This is a genomic window from Paenibacillus plantarum (assembly GCF_013141695.1).
GTDB lineage: Bacteria > Bacillota > Bacilli > Paenibacillales > NBRC-103111 > Paenibacillus_E > Paenibacillus_E plantarum.
The window spans coordinates 32923-51368 of the sequence record NZ_WHNY01000047.1 but is presented as its reverse complement, the minus strand read 5'-3'; the positions used below and the strand labels follow the sequence as shown (position 1 = coordinate 51368).

At 43.1% G+C, this 18446-nt stretch carries 18 protein-coding genes and 1 pseudogene; 15 read left to right on the top strand and 4 right to left on the bottom strand.

The window, feature by feature from the left end; genetic code table 11:
- The first annotated feature begins 1 nt into the window (after position 1).
- From GC096_RS16100 to GC096_RS16070, 7 genes and pseudogenes are all read left to right on the top strand, one after another.
- Positions 2 to 703, top strand: coding sequence for a response regulator transcription factor (locus GC096_RS16100; protein WP_171631566.1), 702 nt, complete (start codon positions 2 to 4; stop codon positions 701 to 703).
- A 4-nt stretch (positions 704 to 707) separates the two neighbouring features.
- Positions 708 to 908, top strand: a pseudogene (locus GC096_RS16095) (HAMP domain-containing protein); the annotation flags it as partial.
- A 204-nt stretch (positions 909 to 1112) separates the two neighbouring features.
- Positions 1113 to 2549 (top strand): AcpB/EbpR/MafR family transcriptional regulator, encoded by a 1437-nt coding sequence (locus GC096_RS16090; RefSeq protein WP_171631565.1) that lies wholly within the window; start codon positions 1113 to 1115, stop codon positions 2547 to 2549.
- Between the two features lie 208 nt (positions 2550 to 2757).
- On the top strand, positions 2758 to 3471 hold the full coding sequence (gene deoD / locus GC096_RS16085) for a purine-nucleoside phosphorylase (RefSeq protein WP_171631564.1): 714 nt from the start codon (positions 2758 to 2760) through the stop codon (positions 3469 to 3471).
- Positions 3472 to 3593: 122 nt separating this feature from the next.
- Entirely contained in the window at positions 3594 to 4775 is a 1182-nt protein-coding gene (locus GC096_RS16080) for a NupC/NupG family nucleoside CNT transporter (RefSeq protein ID WP_171631563.1), read from the top strand.
- Positions 4776 to 4807: 32 nt separating this feature from the next.
- On the top strand, positions 4808 to 5998 hold the full coding sequence (gene deoB / locus GC096_RS16075) for a phosphopentomutase (protein WP_171631562.1): 1191 nt from the start codon (positions 4808 to 4810) through the stop codon (positions 5996 to 5998).
- Between the two features lie 634 nt (positions 5999 to 6632).
- A complete protein-coding gene (locus GC096_RS16070) occupies positions 6633 to 6956 on the top strand; it encodes a hypothetical protein (protein WP_171631561.1) in 324 nt (107 codons plus the stop codon).
- Between the two features lie 87 nt (positions 6957 to 7043).
- On the opposite strand, the gene GC096_RS16065 is transcribed toward GC096_RS16070, so the two are convergent.
- Positions 7044 to 7766, bottom strand: coding sequence for a YheC/YheD family protein (locus GC096_RS16065; RefSeq protein ID WP_171631560.1), 723 nt, complete (start codon positions 7764 to 7766; stop codon positions 7044 to 7046).
- 222 nt (positions 7767 to 7988) lie between these two features.
- Between GC096_RS16065 and GC096_RS16060 the strand changes: the two genes are divergently transcribed.
- Complete coding sequence (locus tag GC096_RS16060; RefSeq protein WP_171631559.1) at positions 7989 to 9728, top strand: ABC-F family ATP-binding cassette domain-containing protein; 1740 nt, start codon at positions 7989 to 7991, stop codon at positions 9726 to 9728.
- Positions 9729 to 9794: 66 nt separating this feature from the next.
- Here GC096_RS16060 and GC096_RS16055 read toward each other — a convergent pair whose 3' ends face one another.
- Positions 9795 to 10370, bottom strand: a complete 576-nt coding sequence (locus GC096_RS16055; protein WP_171631558.1) for a TetR/AcrR family transcriptional regulator — start codon at positions 10368 to 10370, stop codon at positions 9795 to 9797.
- A gap of 260 nt (positions 10371 to 10630) precedes the next feature.
- Between GC096_RS16055 and GC096_RS16050 the strand changes: the two genes are divergently transcribed.
- Complete coding sequence (locus tag GC096_RS16050) at positions 10631 to 11824, top strand: MFS transporter (protein WP_171631557.1); 1194 nt, start codon at positions 10631 to 10633, stop codon at positions 11822 to 11824.
- Positions 11825 to 11944: 120 nt separating this feature from the next.
- A complete protein-coding gene (locus GC096_RS16045) occupies positions 11945 to 13045 on the top strand; it encodes an FAD-dependent monooxygenase (RefSeq protein WP_216626146.1) in 1101 nt (366 codons plus the stop codon).
- Positions 13046 to 13114: 69 nt separating this feature from the next.
- On the opposite strand, the gene GC096_RS16040 is transcribed toward GC096_RS16045, so the two are convergent.
- A complete protein-coding gene (locus GC096_RS16040) occupies positions 13115 to 13753 on the bottom strand; it encodes a nitroreductase family protein (RefSeq protein ID WP_171631555.1) in 639 nt (212 codons plus the stop codon).
- Between the two features lie 133 nt (positions 13754 to 13886).
- Here GC096_RS16040 and GC096_RS16035 point away from each other — a divergent pair, with 133 nt between their 5' ends.
- The 5 genes from GC096_RS16035 (at position 13887) to GC096_RS16015 (ending at position 16471) form a co-directional block, all read left to right on the top strand.
- Positions 13887 to 14249, top strand: a complete 363-nt coding sequence (locus GC096_RS16035) for a helix-turn-helix domain-containing protein (protein WP_171631554.1) — start codon at positions 13887 to 13889, stop codon at positions 14247 to 14249.
- A gap of 60 nt (positions 14250 to 14309) precedes the next feature.
- Entirely contained in the window at positions 14310 to 15251 is a 942-nt protein-coding gene (locus tag GC096_RS16030) for a hypothetical protein (RefSeq protein ID WP_171631553.1), read from the top strand.
- Between the two features lie 76 nt (positions 15252 to 15327).
- Positions 15328 to 15579 carry an NHLP leader peptide family RiPP precursor gene (locus GC096_RS16025; RefSeq protein ID WP_171631551.1) on the top strand — a complete coding sequence of 84 codons (252 nt, stop codon included), beginning with the start codon at positions 15328 to 15330 and terminating at the stop codon, positions 15577 to 15579.
- Positions 15580 to 15692: 113 nt separating this feature from the next.
- Positions 15693 to 15944 carry an NHLP leader peptide family RiPP precursor gene (locus GC096_RS16020; RefSeq protein WP_171631550.1) on the top strand — a complete coding sequence of 84 codons (252 nt, stop codon included), beginning with the start codon at positions 15693 to 15695 and terminating at the stop codon, positions 15942 to 15944.
- 278 nt (positions 15945 to 16222) lie between these two features.
- On the top strand, positions 16223 to 16471 hold the full coding sequence (locus GC096_RS16015) for an NHLP leader peptide family RiPP precursor (protein ID WP_171631549.1): 249 nt from the start codon (positions 16223 to 16225) through the stop codon (positions 16469 to 16471).
- On the opposite strand, the gene GC096_RS16010 is transcribed toward GC096_RS16015, so the two are convergent.
- Complete coding sequence (locus tag GC096_RS16010; protein WP_171631548.1) at positions 16458 to 18356, bottom strand: ATP-binding protein; 1899 nt, start codon at positions 18354 to 18356, stop codon at positions 16458 to 16460. The two genes, GC096_RS16015 and GC096_RS16010, sit on opposite strands and share 14 nt — an antisense overlap.
- Positions 18357 to 18446: the final 90 nt, after the last annotated feature.

Here is an 18446-nt window from a genome sequence, read left to right as displayed (position 1 = left end):
AATGTCTGACGGGCACATCATGATCGTTGAGGATGAACGGGATATTCGGGAGCTGCTGCGGTTGTGCGTGGAGAGCAGCGGATTTCGCGTGACGACAGCTGGAAGCGTGAGAGAAGCACAAGCTTTACTGGGCAATGAATTGCCAAATCTGGCTCTGCTGGATATTAACCTTCCGGACGGAGACGGGATGAGCCTGTGCGCTGAAATTCGCAACCGTTCGGATATTCCCGTCATTCTAATTACTTGCAGGAAGGAAGGCGGCGATATTGTAGCCGGCTTGGAGGGTGGGGCGAACGATTATATCGTGAAGCCATTTGATATCGATGTCGTAATCGCACGTATTCGGACACAGTTGCGCAGCTACGCTTATTGGAAGCAGTCAAATTATAAAAATAGATTGCGTAATCAGGAATTGAGCATCGATCTGGATAGCTGCGAAGTGATGGTTGGCGGAAAGACGGTAGGACTATCGGCTAAGGAACGGCAGCTTCTCTTATTTTTGGCCGATCACCCAAATCAAGTGTTCAGCGCAAGCTTGCTATACGACAGAATTTGGGGGCTGGAAGGAACAAGCGAGGAGAACACGGTAAGCGTTCATATTCGCTATTTACGTAAAAAAATCGAGGTCAATCCTTCGGAACCGAAATATATTCAAACGGTTCGCGGCTTTGGCTACAAGTTTTGTTGGGTGGAAGATTACTAATCTGAGGCGCATCGCAGCTGGGGATTTTGACGTCAAACTGAATATTAAGCAAAAGGTTGAGATAGGTACCTTGGCTCGGAGCTTCGAAGAAATGATGCACGATCTGTAGCGCCTTGAGCAGTTGCGCAGGGATTTCGTAACGAACGTGCCGGACGAAGTCCAGTCCCCGCTTACCTAGATATCCGGTTATGCTATCGCGCTCAAGTAGGTAGGCATCACAGATAACGAGCGCAGCCGTTATCTCGATATTTTCATGATGTTATTGAATAAAAGAAGGTTTGCAGTTTATGTAACAGGCTGCAAGCCTTTTTCCTGCAGGGACTAAAAGCAGTTTGCGTTCGAAAGGGTAAAAAAGAACTATCTTTGAACATACTATAACATCAAAATTAAGTTGAAACAGGGTGGGAACATGGATAAAGGATATACATTAGCTAGTCAACTATTGACACTGCTGGATACGGAACAAAGATGGTTTACCTTAGCCGAAGTTGAGGAAAGTCTAGGAATCTCAGATAAAACAATACGTAAGATGGTTGAAGAGATAAGCAAGCAACTGCCACTTGATATCACCATTGAGGTGTCTAGAGGAAAGGGAGTATTTCTTCGACGTGATGGACGAGGTAAGACGATTAGTGAAGTGGTTTCTTCTATATTCAGTCAAACGACATTTTATCGGCTGATGCATCTATTGTTTACTACGGATGGGCGGTTCTCCGTGGAGGAGCTTGCTGGAGAAATGTATATGAGCACCTCGTCTTTGAAGAAGCTGATTGTACACTTAAATAATAATGATCTGAAATCTTATAAGCTACACATTACTTATTCCACCCCTAAGATCAAAGGGAATGAAATGAATATTCGATATTTTTATTGGAAGCTATATTGTGATGCCTATGACTTTACAGGATGGCCTTTTACGAACATTGACTTTGCTAATATGAATCAGTTAATCACACATATAGAGAATGAGAAAAACATCGTTTATTTTATCAATTCCAAAAGGAAATTATCCTTTTTACTAGCAATTGTCGTAGATAGGGTTACGAAAGGGAAATATGTAAAAGTCGACGAGAGTACATATCCCTGGGAAAAAGGGATGTTTTATTTGCCGGTGAAAACTCTTGCAAAGAGTCTAGAAGAACAGTTCACTATAGAATTTCCCGAAAGTGAAATATTTTTTATGCAATCGCGGGTGAGTCTCAGCCAATATCATTATTACGAAGGATCGGAAATGACACCGATGAAAGAAGTCGAATTATACAAGGATAAAGAAGAATATCCAATGGGTAATTTGCTTTTTACATTACTGGCAAAGGTATATCCGAATATGGATATGGAAGAACGATTTATATTGGAGATATATAACTTCATAGACAAGCTTTTAATGGATAATGCAATTCCGGAATGGATGATGATTTCAAAAAGCAATTTATCGACATATGTTCAAAAGGAGTGCCAGCAAATCTATCAAGAATTGCAAGACTGCATGAAAACGTGGAATGAAGCTTACCCTTCTGTCCTGTATAATGATTACCATTTAACAAAACTAACCTTAATTGTGCGTTCAAGCTTACGTTATAAAAGGAAAAAGGCTTTTTTAGTGATCGGTGAAGAATTTTCGATTCGTCATTACATAGCGGATTTGATTAAAAAGGAAATCGGGGATCAGTTGATCGTTAATACGTCCATTATGAAAGGGCTAACCGATGAAATGGTGCAGCAGCATCAAATCGATTTCGTCATTAGTAATTTCCCGGTTGCATTAAAGACGGTGCCTGTTGTTACGATTTCTACGATTCCATCCAAAAGAGATCTGGACAATATTCGTAAAGAATTACTTTTATAATTTGATCAAATATTTTCCGCATCCTGCGTAAGATTTTGGTCTAGTTTGTGATGATAAAAAACCTTATGCTCAAAGCAGGTTCTAAACGATTAAAGCTGATCTTCCTTCCTTAAGGAAAGTCGTTTGGAAATGCTAAAGCATCTATTTTCCAGTCGGTAAATGGAAGCGATTTCGAAAAATCTGAATTCAGTTTATTGGAGGAAATCATATGAGCAGGCATTTAGGCGCAAAAAAAGGAGAAATAGCGGACCGTGTATTACTACCAGGAGATCCTTTGCGGGCAAAATTTGTAGCGGAGAATTTTTTAGAGGAAGCTTATTGTTATAACGAAGTAAGAGGCATGTATGGATACACGGGGTTATACAAGGGCGTGCCGGTATCGGTTCAGGGGACAGGGATGGGTAATCCATCGATGAGTATTTATGCAACGGAACTGATCGTCGATTATGAAGTGAAGAAATTGATTCGGATTGGTACATGTGGTGCGATGCAAAAAGAAGTGAGTATCCGCGATATTGTATTAGCACAAGCGGTGTCTTCAGACAGCAATATGACAGAGAAGATTTTCCATGGTTGCAATTATGCGCCTACGGCGGATTTTTCATTGCTAATGAAAGCATATCAACAAGCACAAAGTAAAAAAGTGAAAGTCTTTGTTGGCAATATTTATAACTCTGATGAGTTTTACCGAGAAACGTTGGATCGACTTCACAAATTTATGGACTTTGGTGTACTAGCGGTAGAAATGGAAAGCACATCGCTCTATACGTTGGCTGCTAAATATGGTGTAAAAGCACTGTCCATTTTGACGGCGGGTAGCCAATTATTAACCCAGGAGCACTTAACTCATCAAGAAAGTGAACAGTCCTTTTATGAAATGGTAGAAATTGCTCTTCATACAGTCATTGATGATTCCATATAACTTAACACTTATTGAGACTGCGGGACGGTTCACAAACAAAAACCAAGTTAACTTATTGGGAAATAGTGGATTAATGCACGGAAGTCTGTTGGCACAATAAATAAAAATTTGGAGGGGTCAAGATGCATTATTTCATCTCTGTTGCTGGTCTGATTATTGTTCTAATACTGGCATGGCTTGCAAGTAGCGATAAGAAAAAGATTAAATACCGACCAGTCCTTATCATGATTGTGGTCCAGATTGTTTTAGGATTACTTCTATTAAAGACAAGTATAGGGGAATTCTTAATCAAGGGCTTTGCCAATAGTTTTGCGAAATTACTGGGATATGCAAATGAAGGTACTAACTTTATTTTTGGTGGCATGGCCAATGAAGGGGCACATACATTCTTCCTCTTTGTATTGATGCCTATCGTATTTATGTCAGCGATCATCGGGATTCTGCAATATTATAAAATACTTCCTTTTATTATCAAGTATATTGGACTGGTCCTAAGTAAAGTAAATGGTATGGGGAAATTAGAATCCTATAATGCGGTCGCCGCGGCTATTGTCGGACAAAATGAAGTGTTTATTTCGGTGAAAAACCAACTCGGATTATTGTCTAAACAACGTCTGTACACACTGTGCGCATCAGCCATGTCTACGGTATCCATGTCGATCGTTGGTTCCTATATGACGATGCTAGAGCCTAGATATGTTGTGGCTGCATTAATACTAAACCTTTTTGGCGGCTTTATAATTGCATCCATCATCAACCCCTATGAGGTTAAACCTGAAGAGGATATTGTTGAAGTTCAGGAACAAGAAAAACTGACGTTTTTCGAAATGTTGGGCGAGTATATCATGGATGGCTTTAAGGTAGCCGTCGTGGTTGGGGTCATGTTGATTGGTTTCGTTGGTTTAATTGCTTTAATTAACGGCGTCTTCGCGGGCATATTCGGTATCTCGTTCCAACAAACATTGGGTTATGGTTTTGCACCGATCGCCTTTGTTATGGGTGTGCCATGGAATGAAGCTGTTCGTGCAGGCAGTATCATGGCAACCAAATTAGTGGCGAATGAATTCGTGGCTATGCTTGACTTTGTAAAGATTAAGGACGGTTTTAGTGATCGTACGACAGCTATCGTTTCTGTATTTCTAATCTCATTTGCTAACTTTGGGTCTATTGGGACAATCGTGGGTGCCGTAAAAGGCTTGAATGAAAAACAAGGGAATGTGGTTGCTCGTTTTGGATTAAAATTGCTATATGGAGCTACGCTTGTAAGCGTTTTATCAGCCATCGTTATCGGGATCGTATTTTAGTAGCGTACAACTAACATAGAAGGGGCTTCGACATGAAACAAACACCTCGGTTTAAGCGGATCTTCGTCATCGTTATGGATTCTGTAGGCATCGGTGAAGCTCCGGATGCTGAAAAGTACGGTGATACAGGATCACATACATTACGGCATATCGCAGAAAGAATGAATGGGCTGCATGTTCCTGTTTTATCTAAGTTAGGGTTAAGCCATATTGACCAAATACCCGGAGTACCCAAGGTAGAGCAGCCTTTAGCTTATTTCACCAAAATGCAAGAGGCTTCGAATGGGAAGGATACAATGACAGGACACTGGGAGATTATGGGCCTGCGAGTCAATGTTCCTTTCAAAGTGTTCCCTGATGGATTTCCAAATGAATTAATGAATGAATTAGAACGAAGAACGGAACGAAAGATTATTGGGAATAAGCCAGCAAGTGGTACAGCTATTCTGGATGAACTTGGCCAAGAGCATATAGACACTGGTGCACTCATCGTCTATACCTCAGCAGATTCCGTGATTCAGATTGCGGCTCATGAAGCGGTTGTTCCGTTGGAAGAACTATATCAAATCTGCGAGATAGCCAGAGAGATTACGCTGCGTGAGGAATACATGTTAGGCAGAGTGATCGCGAGGCCATTCCTGGGAGAGTCTGTTGGGAATTTCAAGAGAACGTCGAACCGACATGATTATGCCTTGAAACCTTATGGAAGAACCGTGATGAATGAGCTTAAGGATGCAGGGTTCGATGTAGTAGCGATTGGCAAGATCTCAGATATATATGATGGTGAAGGTGTTACCAAATCTTTGCGCACAGTGTCAAACATGGATGGCATGGATAAACTCATGGAGATCATTCATACTGATTTTACAGGACTTAGCTTCTTGAATCTTGTTGATTTTGATGCACTTTATGGACATCGAAGAGATCCGATTGGGTATGGGAAAGCACTAGAAGAATTTGATGATCGCTTAAATGAAGTTCTTGCCAAGCTGAGTGAAAATGATCTTCTCATCATTACAGCAGACCATGGTAATGATCCTATTCATATGGGCACAGATCATACCCGTGAATATGTTCCTTTACTCATCTACAGTAAGGGATTCACTGGGCAAAGTAAGCTGCCCGTAAGTAAGACATTTTCGGATATTGGGGCAACGGTTGCAGATAACTTTGATGTAAAAGGGCCACAATTTGGACAGAGTCTCTTACAGCAACTTAAATAAACTTGTACTGACTATTGCTAATACTTTACTCGACGCTTTCAGAAGAGCTCGCACAAGTTGCTAAGCGCCGAGCTTCGGTCTATGGCATGGGTTTTCTAAGAGTTCTCTATGCCGTGTTTGATTGCAATTTGCTCGCTTTGGTTGGGTTGGCCCTTACCCTTGGTGATCAAGTCGCGAAGGCTACCGCTTATGTAGATGCCCCAGGAGTCCGTACAGACGGCGTAGCACTCATACGCAGGTCGTGTTTGCCATTATGCACTGGGGCCTGAAATACAACCCCAATACCGATATGACGATTCCGATCATGCAAGAACTAACAACAAACGAACAAGGGCTGGAGCTGCGCCTTTTGCAAAATTTCGACGATATTACATCATAAAAAATCTCGTCACAATTCCTACTTTCGTAACAGTGGGTTTTAGCCAGGGGCACTCTAGAGAGTGCCCTTTGTTTTATTTCAAAAACTTGTGCATAACCTCTCGAGGAAATACTCTCTATTGCGCACGTCATAAGCTGCCGTATCCTCGCGACCACCGGACAAACGTACTTTTTTTCCTTGTCCACATTTATACCTTACCAAAACGATATCAATTGCATCTACTGAACTATATCAATAAAAAAGGAGGTTTTGAGGATGGGAAATAGAGGACCTGGGGGTTATGACCCCGTTCAGATATTTAACTCCACTTCGTTTAATGCGTCTGGGACAGTTGAATATGCATCCATCTTTTGTAGTGACGACAATTATAGTGTTCAGCGTGACGAGACTTGGAGAGCATCTAGCCGTGGAGTCTGTTTGGTAACTAAAATCTCCGCAACGGTTAAAACGCCGAGTGGAAATATTGAAGCGGAACCTTATACTTCTTCCGGCACTTCTTTCAGCCAGTTTGCCATTATACAGGTAGGGGTAAATAGGTTCCAAGTGACGCGCGTTGTAAGTGCTCCAAGACGCAAGTGAATTCCCAAGTGGGTATTTATCAAGAATAAGTACCAAACATGAAAAGACGACAGGCCAAAGATAAAAGGCTGGTCGTCTTTTTTTGCTTTAATGTTTCTTATACCATAATATTCTGCGATACATCGAGGAATCTTTCAAGAGCCGGAAAGGGCGCACGTCCGGTTTGTAATTGCCTTCGATGATCCAAATCCGATGTTTCCTGTCGATGCCGATATCGAACCCGACTTGTCTAAGCTTGGGGTAACGCTCACCCAGTCGTTTGGCAGCCAATAGAGCGATGCGTTCCGCTTTGATAAGCAAGCTCCGATCTCCGATTCGGGCTAATTTTAGCGCCTCAAGCACTGGGATGGTGCGGCTGGTCACATTCGTGACTAGATAACCTTGCGCCGCAACTTTCGCGTATGAGCCTGTCACGTTCCAAGTGAATGAAGAGCCTTTTTTTCGCTGAGCCATTATCCGAATGTCGAACGGCCTGTTCCCAATTTGAGCAAGCTGTAGACGCCTTTGGACAATATATCCTCGACCTCTGTTTTTTTTGCGGAGCCATTTGAGTAGCTTATCAGTGTCTCTCATGGTGACAGCATTATTCTCGTTTTGAACACGATAGGCGTTTGCACCGTTTCGTTTAATGAACACGATATCCCTTCCGTAACTCCCGTTGCGAGGTTTCAGTACGACGCTCTGATAGTGATGCAGCATCTTGGATAACACGTTCTTTTTAAGCAACTGTGTTTTTGGCAACCGTCCGGCGAGAGAGGACCCATTGCGAAGGATGCGATATTGCAACCATTTGTCTCTTTTGATTAACATGGCAATCCCAGCCTTTTTCAATCTTCTACGTTAATTCTAAGTCAAATTAGTGATCAGCATAAGTGACTATTCGTCTATATTTATGAACCGAACCGCGTGACTCCGATCGTTTCTGTTTTCTCCACTATGTGTGGTAGAATGGTGGGCATATGGAATTCTAAATCTATATTTTGCAATACTTCTAAAATAGTCACAAATTTAGTTATAAAGAAAGGTAACACTATGATAAAAGTTGAAAACTTATCCTTCTCATTTCCGCAAAAAGAACTATATAACAACATTTCATTTACGCTTGAAGAGGCACAACATTGCGCTTTTATAGGAACAAGCGGCAGCGGGAAAAGTACATTGATCGATATACTGATGGATCCAGAAAGATATTTGTTCGAGGGCAAGTTAGAAATAGACCCGACTTGTAATATTCGGCATGTAAGTCAATTCCCACAATTCGACAAAACGAAAGAAACAACCGTTTTTGAATATATAGGGGAAGAATTTATTAAGATACAAAATGAAATAACAGCGATTTGTACGGAAATGGAAACATCATCGGATATGGATGCGTTATTAGAAAAGTATCAATTAGCTTTAGACACATTTGATACAATCGGTGGGGCTGATTTCGAAAGCAACATTCATAAAAAACTAAATCTAGCAAACCTCATGAAGCTAAAAGATCTTAAGGTATCTGACCTGAGTGGCGGGGAATTCAAACTTATTCAAGTGATGAAGGAAATGCTTAGTCGTCCAGACTTAATGATTATGGACGAACCAGATGTATTTTTAGACTTTGAAAATCTAAATGCGCTTAAAAATCTGATTAATTCTCACAAAGGAATGCTGCTAGTTGTTACGCACAACCGATATCTATTGAATCATTGTTTCAACAAAATTCTACACCTTGAAAACATGGAGATCCAAGAGTTTGATGGGCGGTACATTGAGTATAATTTCTCATTACTTCAGACAAAAATTGAGTTGCAAGAAATCGCAGTCGCTGAACAAGAAGAAATTGAGAGATACGATAACATTATTGATAATCTTAGAGCTATTGCAACGTATAATTCAGAAGCCTCTAGAGGGAGAGCATTAAAAGCTAGAGTTAGGTTTCAAGAAAGATTGGAAGCGCGTAGAATTAAAGCGCCCTTTGTTGATATTAAGCAACCGAAGATCAGTTTCGGTATTGAGAATGAAATTGAAGACAGCATTGTTGTAAATGTCACTAATTATAGTGTTACGTTTGATGAATTGCTTTTAGACAATGTGAATTTTGAGATAAAATCTACGGATAAAGTAGCCATTATTGGTTCAAACGGTACCGGGAAAACGACTTTACTCCGAGATATCTTTACAAATAATCATGCGTCAATTGAAATACATGCTGATGTTAAAGTGGCTTATTTATCTCAGAATCAAGGCGAAGTGCTAAAGGATTCTAATACAATACTAGAGGAATTCATCGATGCTGGGTTTAAAACGTATGATGAGGTTAGATCGTTTCTTTCAAACTATGGCTTTGAAGGAGAAATCGTTAATCAAAAGATAGCATCTTTATCTGGTGGAGAAAAAAATATTCTTCAATTGGCTAAGGTTTCTGCCAGTAAAGCAAACGTATTGCTTCTTGATGAACCGACAAGCCATTTAGACACCTATACGCAAATAGCACTGGACAAAGCCATTGAAGACTATAAAGGTGCGATTCTCATGATTTCTCATGATTTCTACTCTGTTGTAAATGGTATGGATTATGTTCTGATCATTGAAGATAAGACGATTAGAAAAATGAGTATGCGTAAATTTAGACAGATGATTTATGCGAGTCATTTTAATAGAGACTACCTAGAAAATGAACAGAATAAAAAATCAGTTGAAATGAAAATAGAATTGGCTTTAAAAGAAACTAATTTTGAACTTGCAAAAGTATTGGTTGAAGAGCTAGAAGAGCTGATTAAGTTGCTTTAAATGACAACACCGTGTTAGGTGGTAAGAAAAGCCCTTTGCTCGATGAGCAAGGGCTTTTTGGTTCGATTAATAACGGATTCCTTCAAATGCGTTTTTTACTAAACTCTCCACATAAGGTTTGTCCAAGGTTTCGCCTGTCACAAGCAAACGATAGAATATCGGCCCGTAAATGAGATCGATACATATGCCAATGTCGAGATTGTTTTTCAATTCCCCGCGTTGAACCCCTTTTTCCAAAAGACCCCTGGCTTCCAGTCGACGGGGATGGAAAAACCGAGAACGATAGGCCTCAGCCAATCCTAAATCAAACTGCCCTTCGCCTAATAACTCTGTAATGATGGTCCCCTCTCGGCTTGTCAAAAATCCGGTTAAATTCGTGGCGTGTATTAGAATGTCATTAAATGTTGTACCTGTATCAGGGATAGGTAATCTGTCCGTGGCAGCATGCATGAAACCATCCATGACCACGGCGGCCTTGTTAGGCCACCATTTATATATCGTGGCTTTGCTAACTTGGGCACGATCAGCGATTTTATCCACTGTGACGGCTTGGAAGCCATTTTCCAGCAATAACTCGTAAGATGCGGAAAGGATAGACTTGTGAGATTCAATATTCCGCGGCCTGCCTCTTTTTCCATTCATCGTCATCATCCTCTTTCATCCATACATATCTGATCCGATACAAATAAACTATACGTTCAGTATACCAATTATTAATAAGAAATAAAGTTGCAATTACCCATTTACAAAACTATACGTTCAGTATATTATTTGTTATATATTTAATAAACTATACGTTCAGTATTTAAAAATAAATGAGGAAGGATAGAATTGGAGTTGACATGAAAACATGAATGTATTGTCTGTAGAACATTATATTTCTATATAAGGAGCTGTCTAAAATGACTACTTTTAAAAAACAAACTAAAGAGAAAAATGTCCCCTCATGGCTGATCCTGCTTCTGGCTGCCGCATGCGGCGTCATTGTAGCTAATCTTTACTATGCGCAGCCCTTGGTAGGGGTCATCAGCTCTGCCATCGGGTTGTCCGCAAATAGCTCCGGCTTGATCGTGACGTTAACACAGATAGGCTATGTAGTCGGCTTGTTATTTATAGTACCTATGGGAGATATCGTTGAAAATCGAAGGTTGGTTGTCGCATCTTTAGTTCTTACAAGTGTTGCTCTTGCAGTTACGGCAGTATCGAAGCAAGCTGTGCCATTCTTGGCGGCATCGTTTGTCATCGGAGTAGGGTCAGTCGCGGCGCAGGTACTCGTGCCTTTTGCGTCATACCTTGCATCGGATTCTTCACGCGGTCGCGTTGTCGGCAACGTTATGAGCGGTTTGTTGCTTGGCATTATGCTCTCGCGCCCGTTGTCGAGTCTAGTGGCCGAATTCCTGGGCTGGCATGCCGTATTCGCATTGTCATCCGCAGCGATAATTATTTTGGCGATCGTACTGTTAAAGGTGTTACCCCAAAGAAAGCCCACGGCAGACACACGCTATGCCGCTCTACTCGGTTCGATGTGGCACTTGCTGCGCACAACCCCGATCTTACGCCGTCGGGCAGCTTATCATGCATTTGTGTTTGCATCTTTTAGCTTATTTTGGACAACAGTTCCGTTACTGTTATCCGGCCCGATGTTTCATTTTTCACAGATAGATATTGCGTTGTTCGCGCTTGTAGGAGTTGCGGGGGCTATAGCTGCGCCTGTAGCCGGAAGGTTGGCGGACCGTGGCTGGACTAAACCCGCAACAGGGATTGCACTCGGCACTGTCATCATTTCGATGTTGATACCGCTTATGATCCGAACGGGTTCAATTACCGGAATCGTTGTTCTCGTCGTTGCAGCTATTTTATTGGACGCCGGTGTATCCGCAAATCTTGTGCTTGGACAACGTGCGCTCTTCTCGCTGAGTCCAGAAATTCGCAGTCGGCTGAATGGCCTTTTTATGGCAATCTTCTTTTTTGGCGGTGCTATCGGATCCGCAATTGGTGGATGGGCATATGCGACAGGAGGTTGGAGTGCCGTGTTATGGATTGGCATTGCCTTTCCGGTCGCAGCCGTCCTTTATTTTGCGACAGAGAAGAAGTAATGCTATTCCACTGATTAATGCAGGTGGACCATTGGTGTAATTGTTTATATTCAGTTTATAAGGCTATTTTATTCTGTAATCACACCATTAAACATGGAATGGATTACAGGGGGAACGCATATGAAGAAAAATGTTCTAGTGAGTGGAGCGAGTTTCGCCGGTATCTCAACTGCCTATTGGATGAATCAGTTGGGCTATAATGTGACAGTTGTTGAGATCGCCGAAGGTCTCAAAAAAGGCGGAACACCTGTAAATATCCGCGAAAATACCGTCGATATTGTGAAACGTATGGGGCTGCTCGACCAAATTAAGTCTAACAAAATAAATATGGAATCTACGGAATTCAAGAATTCAGATGATGTCACCGAAAAAGTGGAATTACGCGTGGATCTCGCAGAAGATGAATATGAAATCGAGCGAGATGTATTGCTCAATCTCATGTTCGATGCGGTTAAGGATGATGTCCAGTTTATTTTCGGCGAGAGCATCATTTCATTGAAGGAAGAAAGTAACGGCGTCGACGTAGCACTCAAAGGGGGCCAAAAGGGCTCGTATGACCTGGTGTTCGGTTGTGATGGTATTCATTCGGTCGTCAGGAAATTATGTTTCGGGGAGGAAGCTGAATACTCGCATTTTCTTGAAACTTATTTCTCTATCACGATCGTGGATAAGTTGTTGATCCGGGAGAATACGACACAGATGTACAATGAGCCAGGCAAAGCGGTCATGTTGAACACCTACAACAATAAAACTGATATTGTCCTCTGCTTCTCATCGGTGAAGGAAATTCCTTACGACTACCGAAACGAAGAAGGGCAGCGGACTATCATTAGGAATCAGTTTGCCGGACTAGGCTGGCGGACACCGGAATTGCTGGAAGAAGTGATGAACTCGAAGACTTTTTACTTTGACAAGCTGTGCCAAATGAAAATGCCATCATGGACAAAAGGCAGGGTAGCACTTGTCGGTGATGCTGGATACTGCGCCTCTCCGGCTGCTGGCATGGGTGGATCACTCGCCATAGATGGTGCGGCCGCGTTGGCGGATGCTTTCCAAAAATGCGATGGTGATTATGAACTTGCATTCCAAGCATACAACAAGAGTTTCCGTCCTTTCATCGAGGAAGTGCAAGCAAACGCGGCACTATTTGTAGATTTTCTTGTTCCACGAACAGAAGAAGCCATTCGCGCAAGAAATTCGCAATCAGGGTACGAGTTGTAAAGCTTTTGAGGAAAGTCGGGCCGGTTAGCGGTCCGACTTTCTCTGTTCAATGGGGAATGTGAATTGTTATTACCGCCAAAAGGTAATTCGCTCACTAGGCAAACGCACAGATTGATGACCCTCTTCTTTTGCTTTCCCGATGGAGAGGATCATGACTGGTACATAGCGTTCGTCGTCCAGATCAAATGTACGAATAACCTGATCACGTTCAAAGCCTGCCATAGGATTGGTGTCATACCCATGCGCACGGGCTACTAGCATCAGTTGCATGGCAAATAAACTTGCATCAATTTTGGCAATTTCGATCTTTAAATCCCTAGGTATGTGAGGAAACATGCTCATAATTTGTGTGACCTGCTTGTCGCGTACATCTTTAGGCATTTTTCCTTGTTCCACAGCAGTATTATAGATCTCTTCTACATATAATTCACTCTGAGTATCGCCCACAATAACGAGCATCGCTGCTGATGTATCATTTTGTTGTGTATTGAATTGCACAAGAGGCCGAAGTTTGCTTTTCCCTTCAGGGGAGTGAACGACGATGACACGCCAAGGCTGTATATTCGCAGATGAAGGTGCTAAACTTGCTTCTTGAATGATAGCTTGCAATTCTTCTTTGGGAATGGGGATGTTCTCATCATATAGTCGTACGGAACGACGACCTGTAATAATGTTGATGAAATCGTTATTTTGGATATGTTCCAGCATGTTCTCTCCTTTGGATGTCACCAATTATTTTGACAGTTGTGATGTCATTGGTTATCATGTTGTTTAGTATGAACTATGAACCTTAGTTCATAGCAAGTATAAATTATTTGTAAGTATATGAAGGGGAACGGTTATGAAAGCGAATGAGGTTTCTAAGCTGACAGGGCTGCCCATATCCACCTTGCGATTCTATGAACGCAAAAAATTGATTCCGGAGCAATTGTTGACGAGGGATGAAAATAATTATCGCGTATATGATGAAGACGTAGTTGAATATTTGCAGGATGTGAGAATGCTGCTTACGTTAGGTTTTACCATTCAGGAATTAATTTTACTCATTAATGAGAGTTCCGATATCGAGAAGAAAGTATTGGTTACAGAGAAAATTACCTATATCCAGGAGCTAGAAGCAAAATTGGAAGCATCCAAAACATTCTTAACGGATGTGTTAGAGGGTAAGGCTAATTTTCAGACCCGATGCAACTATGAGCATTAACTGTGGCATGAAATGCTTTGTTATTGATTTTCACAATAAGAGAGGAACTGATTCCTAGCCATGAACCAATTAATAGATCAATATAGCGATGAGATTGTCCAGATCTTCGGGGAAGCCTCGGCTCAATTGCAGACGCTTCCGGAGGAACTGAAGGAGCAAGCTTTGGCGCTTCTGGGCAAGTGCTATCCTTTGAATAGGAAGGACAACGAGGGACCTAATATGATCAGCTACCTTCTCCCGTATTGGGTTGGAGAGACCTTGGGGAGTCCAATCGAGCTGTGTCGCGAATTAGCGGTGGGGAATTTGTACGGGATGGTATCCTTCTTTCTCTTGGACGATGTCATGGATGAGAAGAGGGAGGTTCGGCGTTCACTGGCTTTAAGCACGCTTTTGAATCAACGGTTCTTGGAAGCTTATCAGCGGTGTTTCTCAGTAGACTCTCAACTGTGGGCTTGTTATAATCGCTATTTAGCGGAATGGGCAGATGCTATGTACCGTGAGGTGGACGAGCCTATGGACCCGCGGGATCCTGGCCGGTTGGCACGTAAGGCTGCCCCGGTAAAACTGTGCGCCGCAGCATTGTTGCTTCAAGCCGGACGGGCCCCAGAGATTCGGGTTATGGAGACAGCCATCGATTTGGCTCTTGCGGTACTCCAACTCTCCGATGACTGGACAGATTGGCTGGAGGATTTGCCGACGGCCTCCTGTAACGCATTCCTAGTGTTGTTGGGGGAGAACCTTCAGTTAGAGGCAGGCGAAATTTTGGATGAGAGTATGGTGAAACGCAGCATTTATCGTGAGCAGGCCCTAGGAGGGCTTGCGATCCTTGCAAGCGATTATGCGGATCAGTTGAGCGCTATGAAGAATGCTCCCGCATCCCTCCAGATTTTCTCATCCTCGATCGCTCAAAGCTTGCAGAGCAAGGCAAACGAGATCAGAGATCGTTACGATAGTTTGTTAAATGATGGGGGATTTTCTGTTTATCTGACGATAAATGGTTAATAATGGTACAACGAGTCTAGTTCTATGGTATTATGAAGATGCAAATTATCCTAATATTTGGGAAGGTTGTGTTATCATGTCCATGGATACGTTGAAAGTGAATATCATCAAGAAAGCTTGGGAGGACGCGGATTTCAAAGCACGTTTGCTGGCAGATCCACGTAGTGCGTTGGAGCAGGACTTCGGACACAGTATTCCTGAAGGTATTGAGCTGCATGTGATGGCGGTAACACCCACTAAGTATGCGCTGATCATTCCCCCGAAACCGGAGGAATTAGATGAATTGACAGGTACTGGGGTACAACCACAGATGCTTTCTTGGAACTAGAGTTGGAAACGAGAGGGAACCGGACAATAGATTCGGTTCCTTGGTACAAAGTGTCTAGTCCTAAGGTATTATGAAGATGCATTATATTCTAATATTTGGAAGGTTGTGTTGTCATGTCCATGGATACGTTGAAAGTGAATATCATCAAGAAAGCTTGGGAGGATGAGGATTTCAAGGCACGTTTGCTGGCAGATCCCCGTAGTGCGTTGGAGCAGGACTTTGGACACAGCATTCCTGAAGGTATTGAGCTGCAAGTGATGGCGGTAACACCCACTAAGTATGCTCTGATCATTCCCCCGAAACCAGAGGAATTAGATGAATTGACAGGTACTGGGGTACAACCACAGATGGCTTCTTGGAATTAGGGTAGGAAAACGAGAGGGAACCGGACGATGGCTTCGGTTCCTTTTCCTTTTTCACTATGGAATTGCAGAGTGGCATCCAACTCGCCTGGTTCGCATCCGCGATCGCTCAAAGCCTGCAGCGCAAGTCTAACAAGATCAGAGAGCATTACAATGATTTGTTGAATGGTGGCGGATTTAAAATTTATTTGTCGAAAAATGGTTAATGATGGTACAAACGATCTAGTTCCATGGTATTATGAAAATGCAGATATCCTAATATTTTGAAGGGTTGTGTTGTCATGTCCATGGATACGTTGAAAGTGAAGATTATTAAGAAAGCTTGGGAGGACGCGGATTTCAAGGCACGCTTGTTGGCAGATCCCCGTAGTGCGCTGAAACAGGATTTCGGAATTGAAGTTCCTGAAGATATTGAGTTGAGTGTGTTGGCAGAAACACCAGCTCATTATGCGTTGGTCATTCCCCCGCAACCGGAGGAATTGGATCAATTGAAAGCTACTGGGGTAGCACCGCAGGTTACTTGGTCCTAGGATTGGAAATGAGAGGGAACCGGATGATGGCTTCGGTTCCTTTTCCTTTTTCACTATGGAATTCCAAGGTGCCCTCCATCACTTCGATAATACGGAAGGTAACCATCAGGCCGAGGCCGGTTCCTTTGGTTTTCGTTGAGAAGTAAGGCTCTCCTAGTTTCGTGATCTGCTCCGCTTCCATCCCTTCCCCGTTATCTGCAATGCGGATGACAGCGTTTCCTCCCTCGGCCCTGGCGTTGATGGTAATGAGGCCTTCTTCGTGAAGGGACTCTATGCTATTCTTGATAATGTTGATCAATGCTTGCTTAAACTTGGACGAGTTGCCCAGAATGATTTGAGGTTCGGGCACATGGACCTCCATCTCGCCCTTGTTCAGCAAGACCAGCGGTGTCATCATGGTTTCGATCTGTGCGAGCTCATGCTTCAAATCCAGCTCTACCAGGGTATCCAGTTCCGGTTTCGCAAAGGTCAGGAAGTCCGTTATGATACCTGACGCCCGATCCAACTCCTGAATGGCCAAGTTAAAGTAGGACTTGTCGTGTGCTACTGATTTTCCCGAGAGTAGCTGCAAAAAGCCTCTTGTGACTTGAAGCGGGTTGCGCACCTCATGAGCAATGGATGCGGCCAGTTCGCTGATGATCTGCATTTTCTCCGTCCGCTGCAGTTGGTGATTGTAAAGCTCCAGCTCCTTGGAGTAGGATAGGAGCCGGGCATAGTCAGATGCGATGCGGCGGTTGAGAATCATCACCAGGGAAGCGATTAGAATAATGATGCCAAACTTCCAAAAATTAAAAATATAGGATGTATCGATCGTATACAACAGCAAGATATCCGTCATACCGGAAAGGGCTAGCATTAGAATGCCCAATGAGAGGATGAGGGAATTGGGATTCTGCATGGCGTTCCGAAAGGCGAGGACGCTAATGAGAATCAGTTGGCCGATAATAAGCGGTCCACCCAACCACAGGGTCAGGAACATATAAGGAGAATACAATGGCGTTCCGATGATTTTATAACCTACCATAGCGCAGAAGCTAATCGAATAATACACAACAAGCCAACGAAGCACCCGCTTAATCCATGGATACTGGCCTTCGAATATGTGGGAGACGAAGTACAGCAGGGCAGGAAACACAATATAAATAGACGTATCAAATAAAAATAAAAAAAGATGTCCAAGCTCAGGGTAATAGTAGCAAGGCATAGCCGAGTAGGTCATAATCAGAATGCCGCTGCACATGACGAATAGGGCTAACGCCAGAGCGATGCTGCGTTGGGCCCGGTTCAGGTACCAAGAGCAGAGGAGCATCAGGAGCGACAGGAAAGCAAGGCCTCCGCCTAACAACAGGTCAGGCAGTTCCTTGCGGACGGCTTGCTGGGAGATCTCAGGAAGCTCGCCAAGCTGGACATTACTTTTGATGCCTGCCCGTTCCTTCCCCGTTAGTCGTAGGTAGAGATCATTAGCTATCTCCGTATGGTCGAGCGGAAGTTGGAGAAGGGTGCGCTCGAAGTCAAAACTGCGATCGACCTGGTAGACGGGCTTACTGTTCTCATAAATCATTACGTTCATGGCATACAGGAGTTCGATATACAGTCCAGGTTTGGATAGGTTGGACGTCGGGGGGACCGTCAGGTGAATCCATGCGCCGACCTTCCCTTTGGGAAGGGTAACAAACGGGTGCTCAACCGTGGCAGATAGCCACTCCCCATTTATGTCAGGCGGGGCGTCTTCTGGAGTTCCAACAGGAATCCATTGCACTTTCCAGGTGGTTATTGGAAGACTGGTGGAATCCTCCGATGAACTTATATAGGGATACAGGAGCAATGCCAAGAAGGCAGCGCCGCCAAATATGAGTAGTAACAAGATCAAGTGGAAACGTTTCATATGTGCACCTCGTGGGGAACAACCCAGTATTTTCATGCATAATCATAAATTCGACAAAATTGTGTATAAATCCTTTCGTCGCCGACAAAT

Excerpts from the sequence above, each read along its gene's own strand:
- GC096_RS16050 (WP_171631557.1), top strand. The coding sequence starts at position 10,631 with ATGACTACTTTTAAAAAACAAACTAAAGAGAAAAATGTCCCCTCATGG.
- GC096_RS16020 (WP_171631550.1), top strand. The coding sequence starts at position 15,693 with ATGTCCATGGATACGTTGAAAGTGAATATCATCAAGAAAGCTTGGGAG.
- GC096_RS16010 (WP_171631548.1), bottom strand. The coding sequence starts at position 18,356 with ATGAAACGTTTCCACTTGATCTTGTTACTACTCATATTTGGCGGCGCT.
- GC096_RS16045 (WP_216626146.1), top strand. The coding sequence starts at position 11,945 with ATGAAGAAAAATGTTCTAGTGAGTGGAGCGAGTTTCGCCGGTATCTCA.
- GC096_RS16040 (WP_171631555.1), bottom strand. The coding sequence starts at position 13,753 with ATGCTGGAACATATCCAAAATAACGATTTCATCAACATTATTACAGGT.
- GC096_RS16080 (WP_171631563.1), top strand. The coding sequence starts at position 3,594 with ATGCATTATTTCATCTCTGTTGCTGGTCTGATTATTGTTCTAATACTG.
- deoD (WP_171631564.1), top strand. The coding sequence starts at position 2,758 with ATGAGCAGGCATTTAGGCGCAAAAAAAGGAGAAATAGCGGACCGTGTA.
- deoB (WP_171631562.1), top strand. The coding sequence starts at position 4,808 with ATGAAACAAACACCTCGGTTTAAGCGGATCTTCGTCATCGTTATGGAT.
- GC096_RS16015 (WP_171631549.1), top strand. The coding sequence starts at position 16,223 with ATGTCCATGGATACGTTGAAAGTGAAGATTATTAAGAAAGCTTGGGAG.
- GC096_RS16055 (WP_171631558.1), bottom strand. The coding sequence starts at position 10,370 with ATGAATGGAAAAAGAGGCAGGCCGCGGAATATTGAATCTCACAAGTCT.
- GC096_RS16025 (WP_171631551.1), top strand. The coding sequence starts at position 15,328 with ATGTCCATGGATACGTTGAAAGTGAATATCATCAAGAAAGCTTGGGAG.
- GC096_RS16070 (WP_171631561.1), top strand. The coding sequence starts at position 6,633 with ATGGGAAATAGAGGACCTGGGGGTTATGACCCCGTTCAGATATTTAAC.
- GC096_RS16060 (WP_171631559.1), top strand. The coding sequence starts at position 7,989 with ATGATAAAAGTTGAAAACTTATCCTTCTCATTTCCGCAAAAAGAACTA.
- GC096_RS16090 (WP_171631565.1), top strand. The coding sequence starts at position 1,113 with ATGGATAAAGGATATACATTAGCTAGTCAACTATTGACACTGCTGGAT.
- GC096_RS16030 (WP_171631553.1), top strand. The coding sequence starts at position 14,310 with ATGAACCAATTAATAGATCAATATAGCGATGAGATTGTCCAGATCTTC.
- GC096_RS16065 (WP_171631560.1), bottom strand. The coding sequence starts at position 7,766 with ATGTTAATCAAAAGAGACAAATGGTTGCAATATCGCATCCTTCGCAAT.
- GC096_RS16035 (WP_171631554.1), top strand. The coding sequence starts at position 13,887 with ATGAAAGCGAATGAGGTTTCTAAGCTGACAGGGCTGCCCATATCCACC.
- GC096_RS16100 (WP_171631566.1), top strand. The coding sequence starts at position 2 with ATGTCTGACGGGCACATCATGATCGTTGAGGATGAACGGGATATTCGG.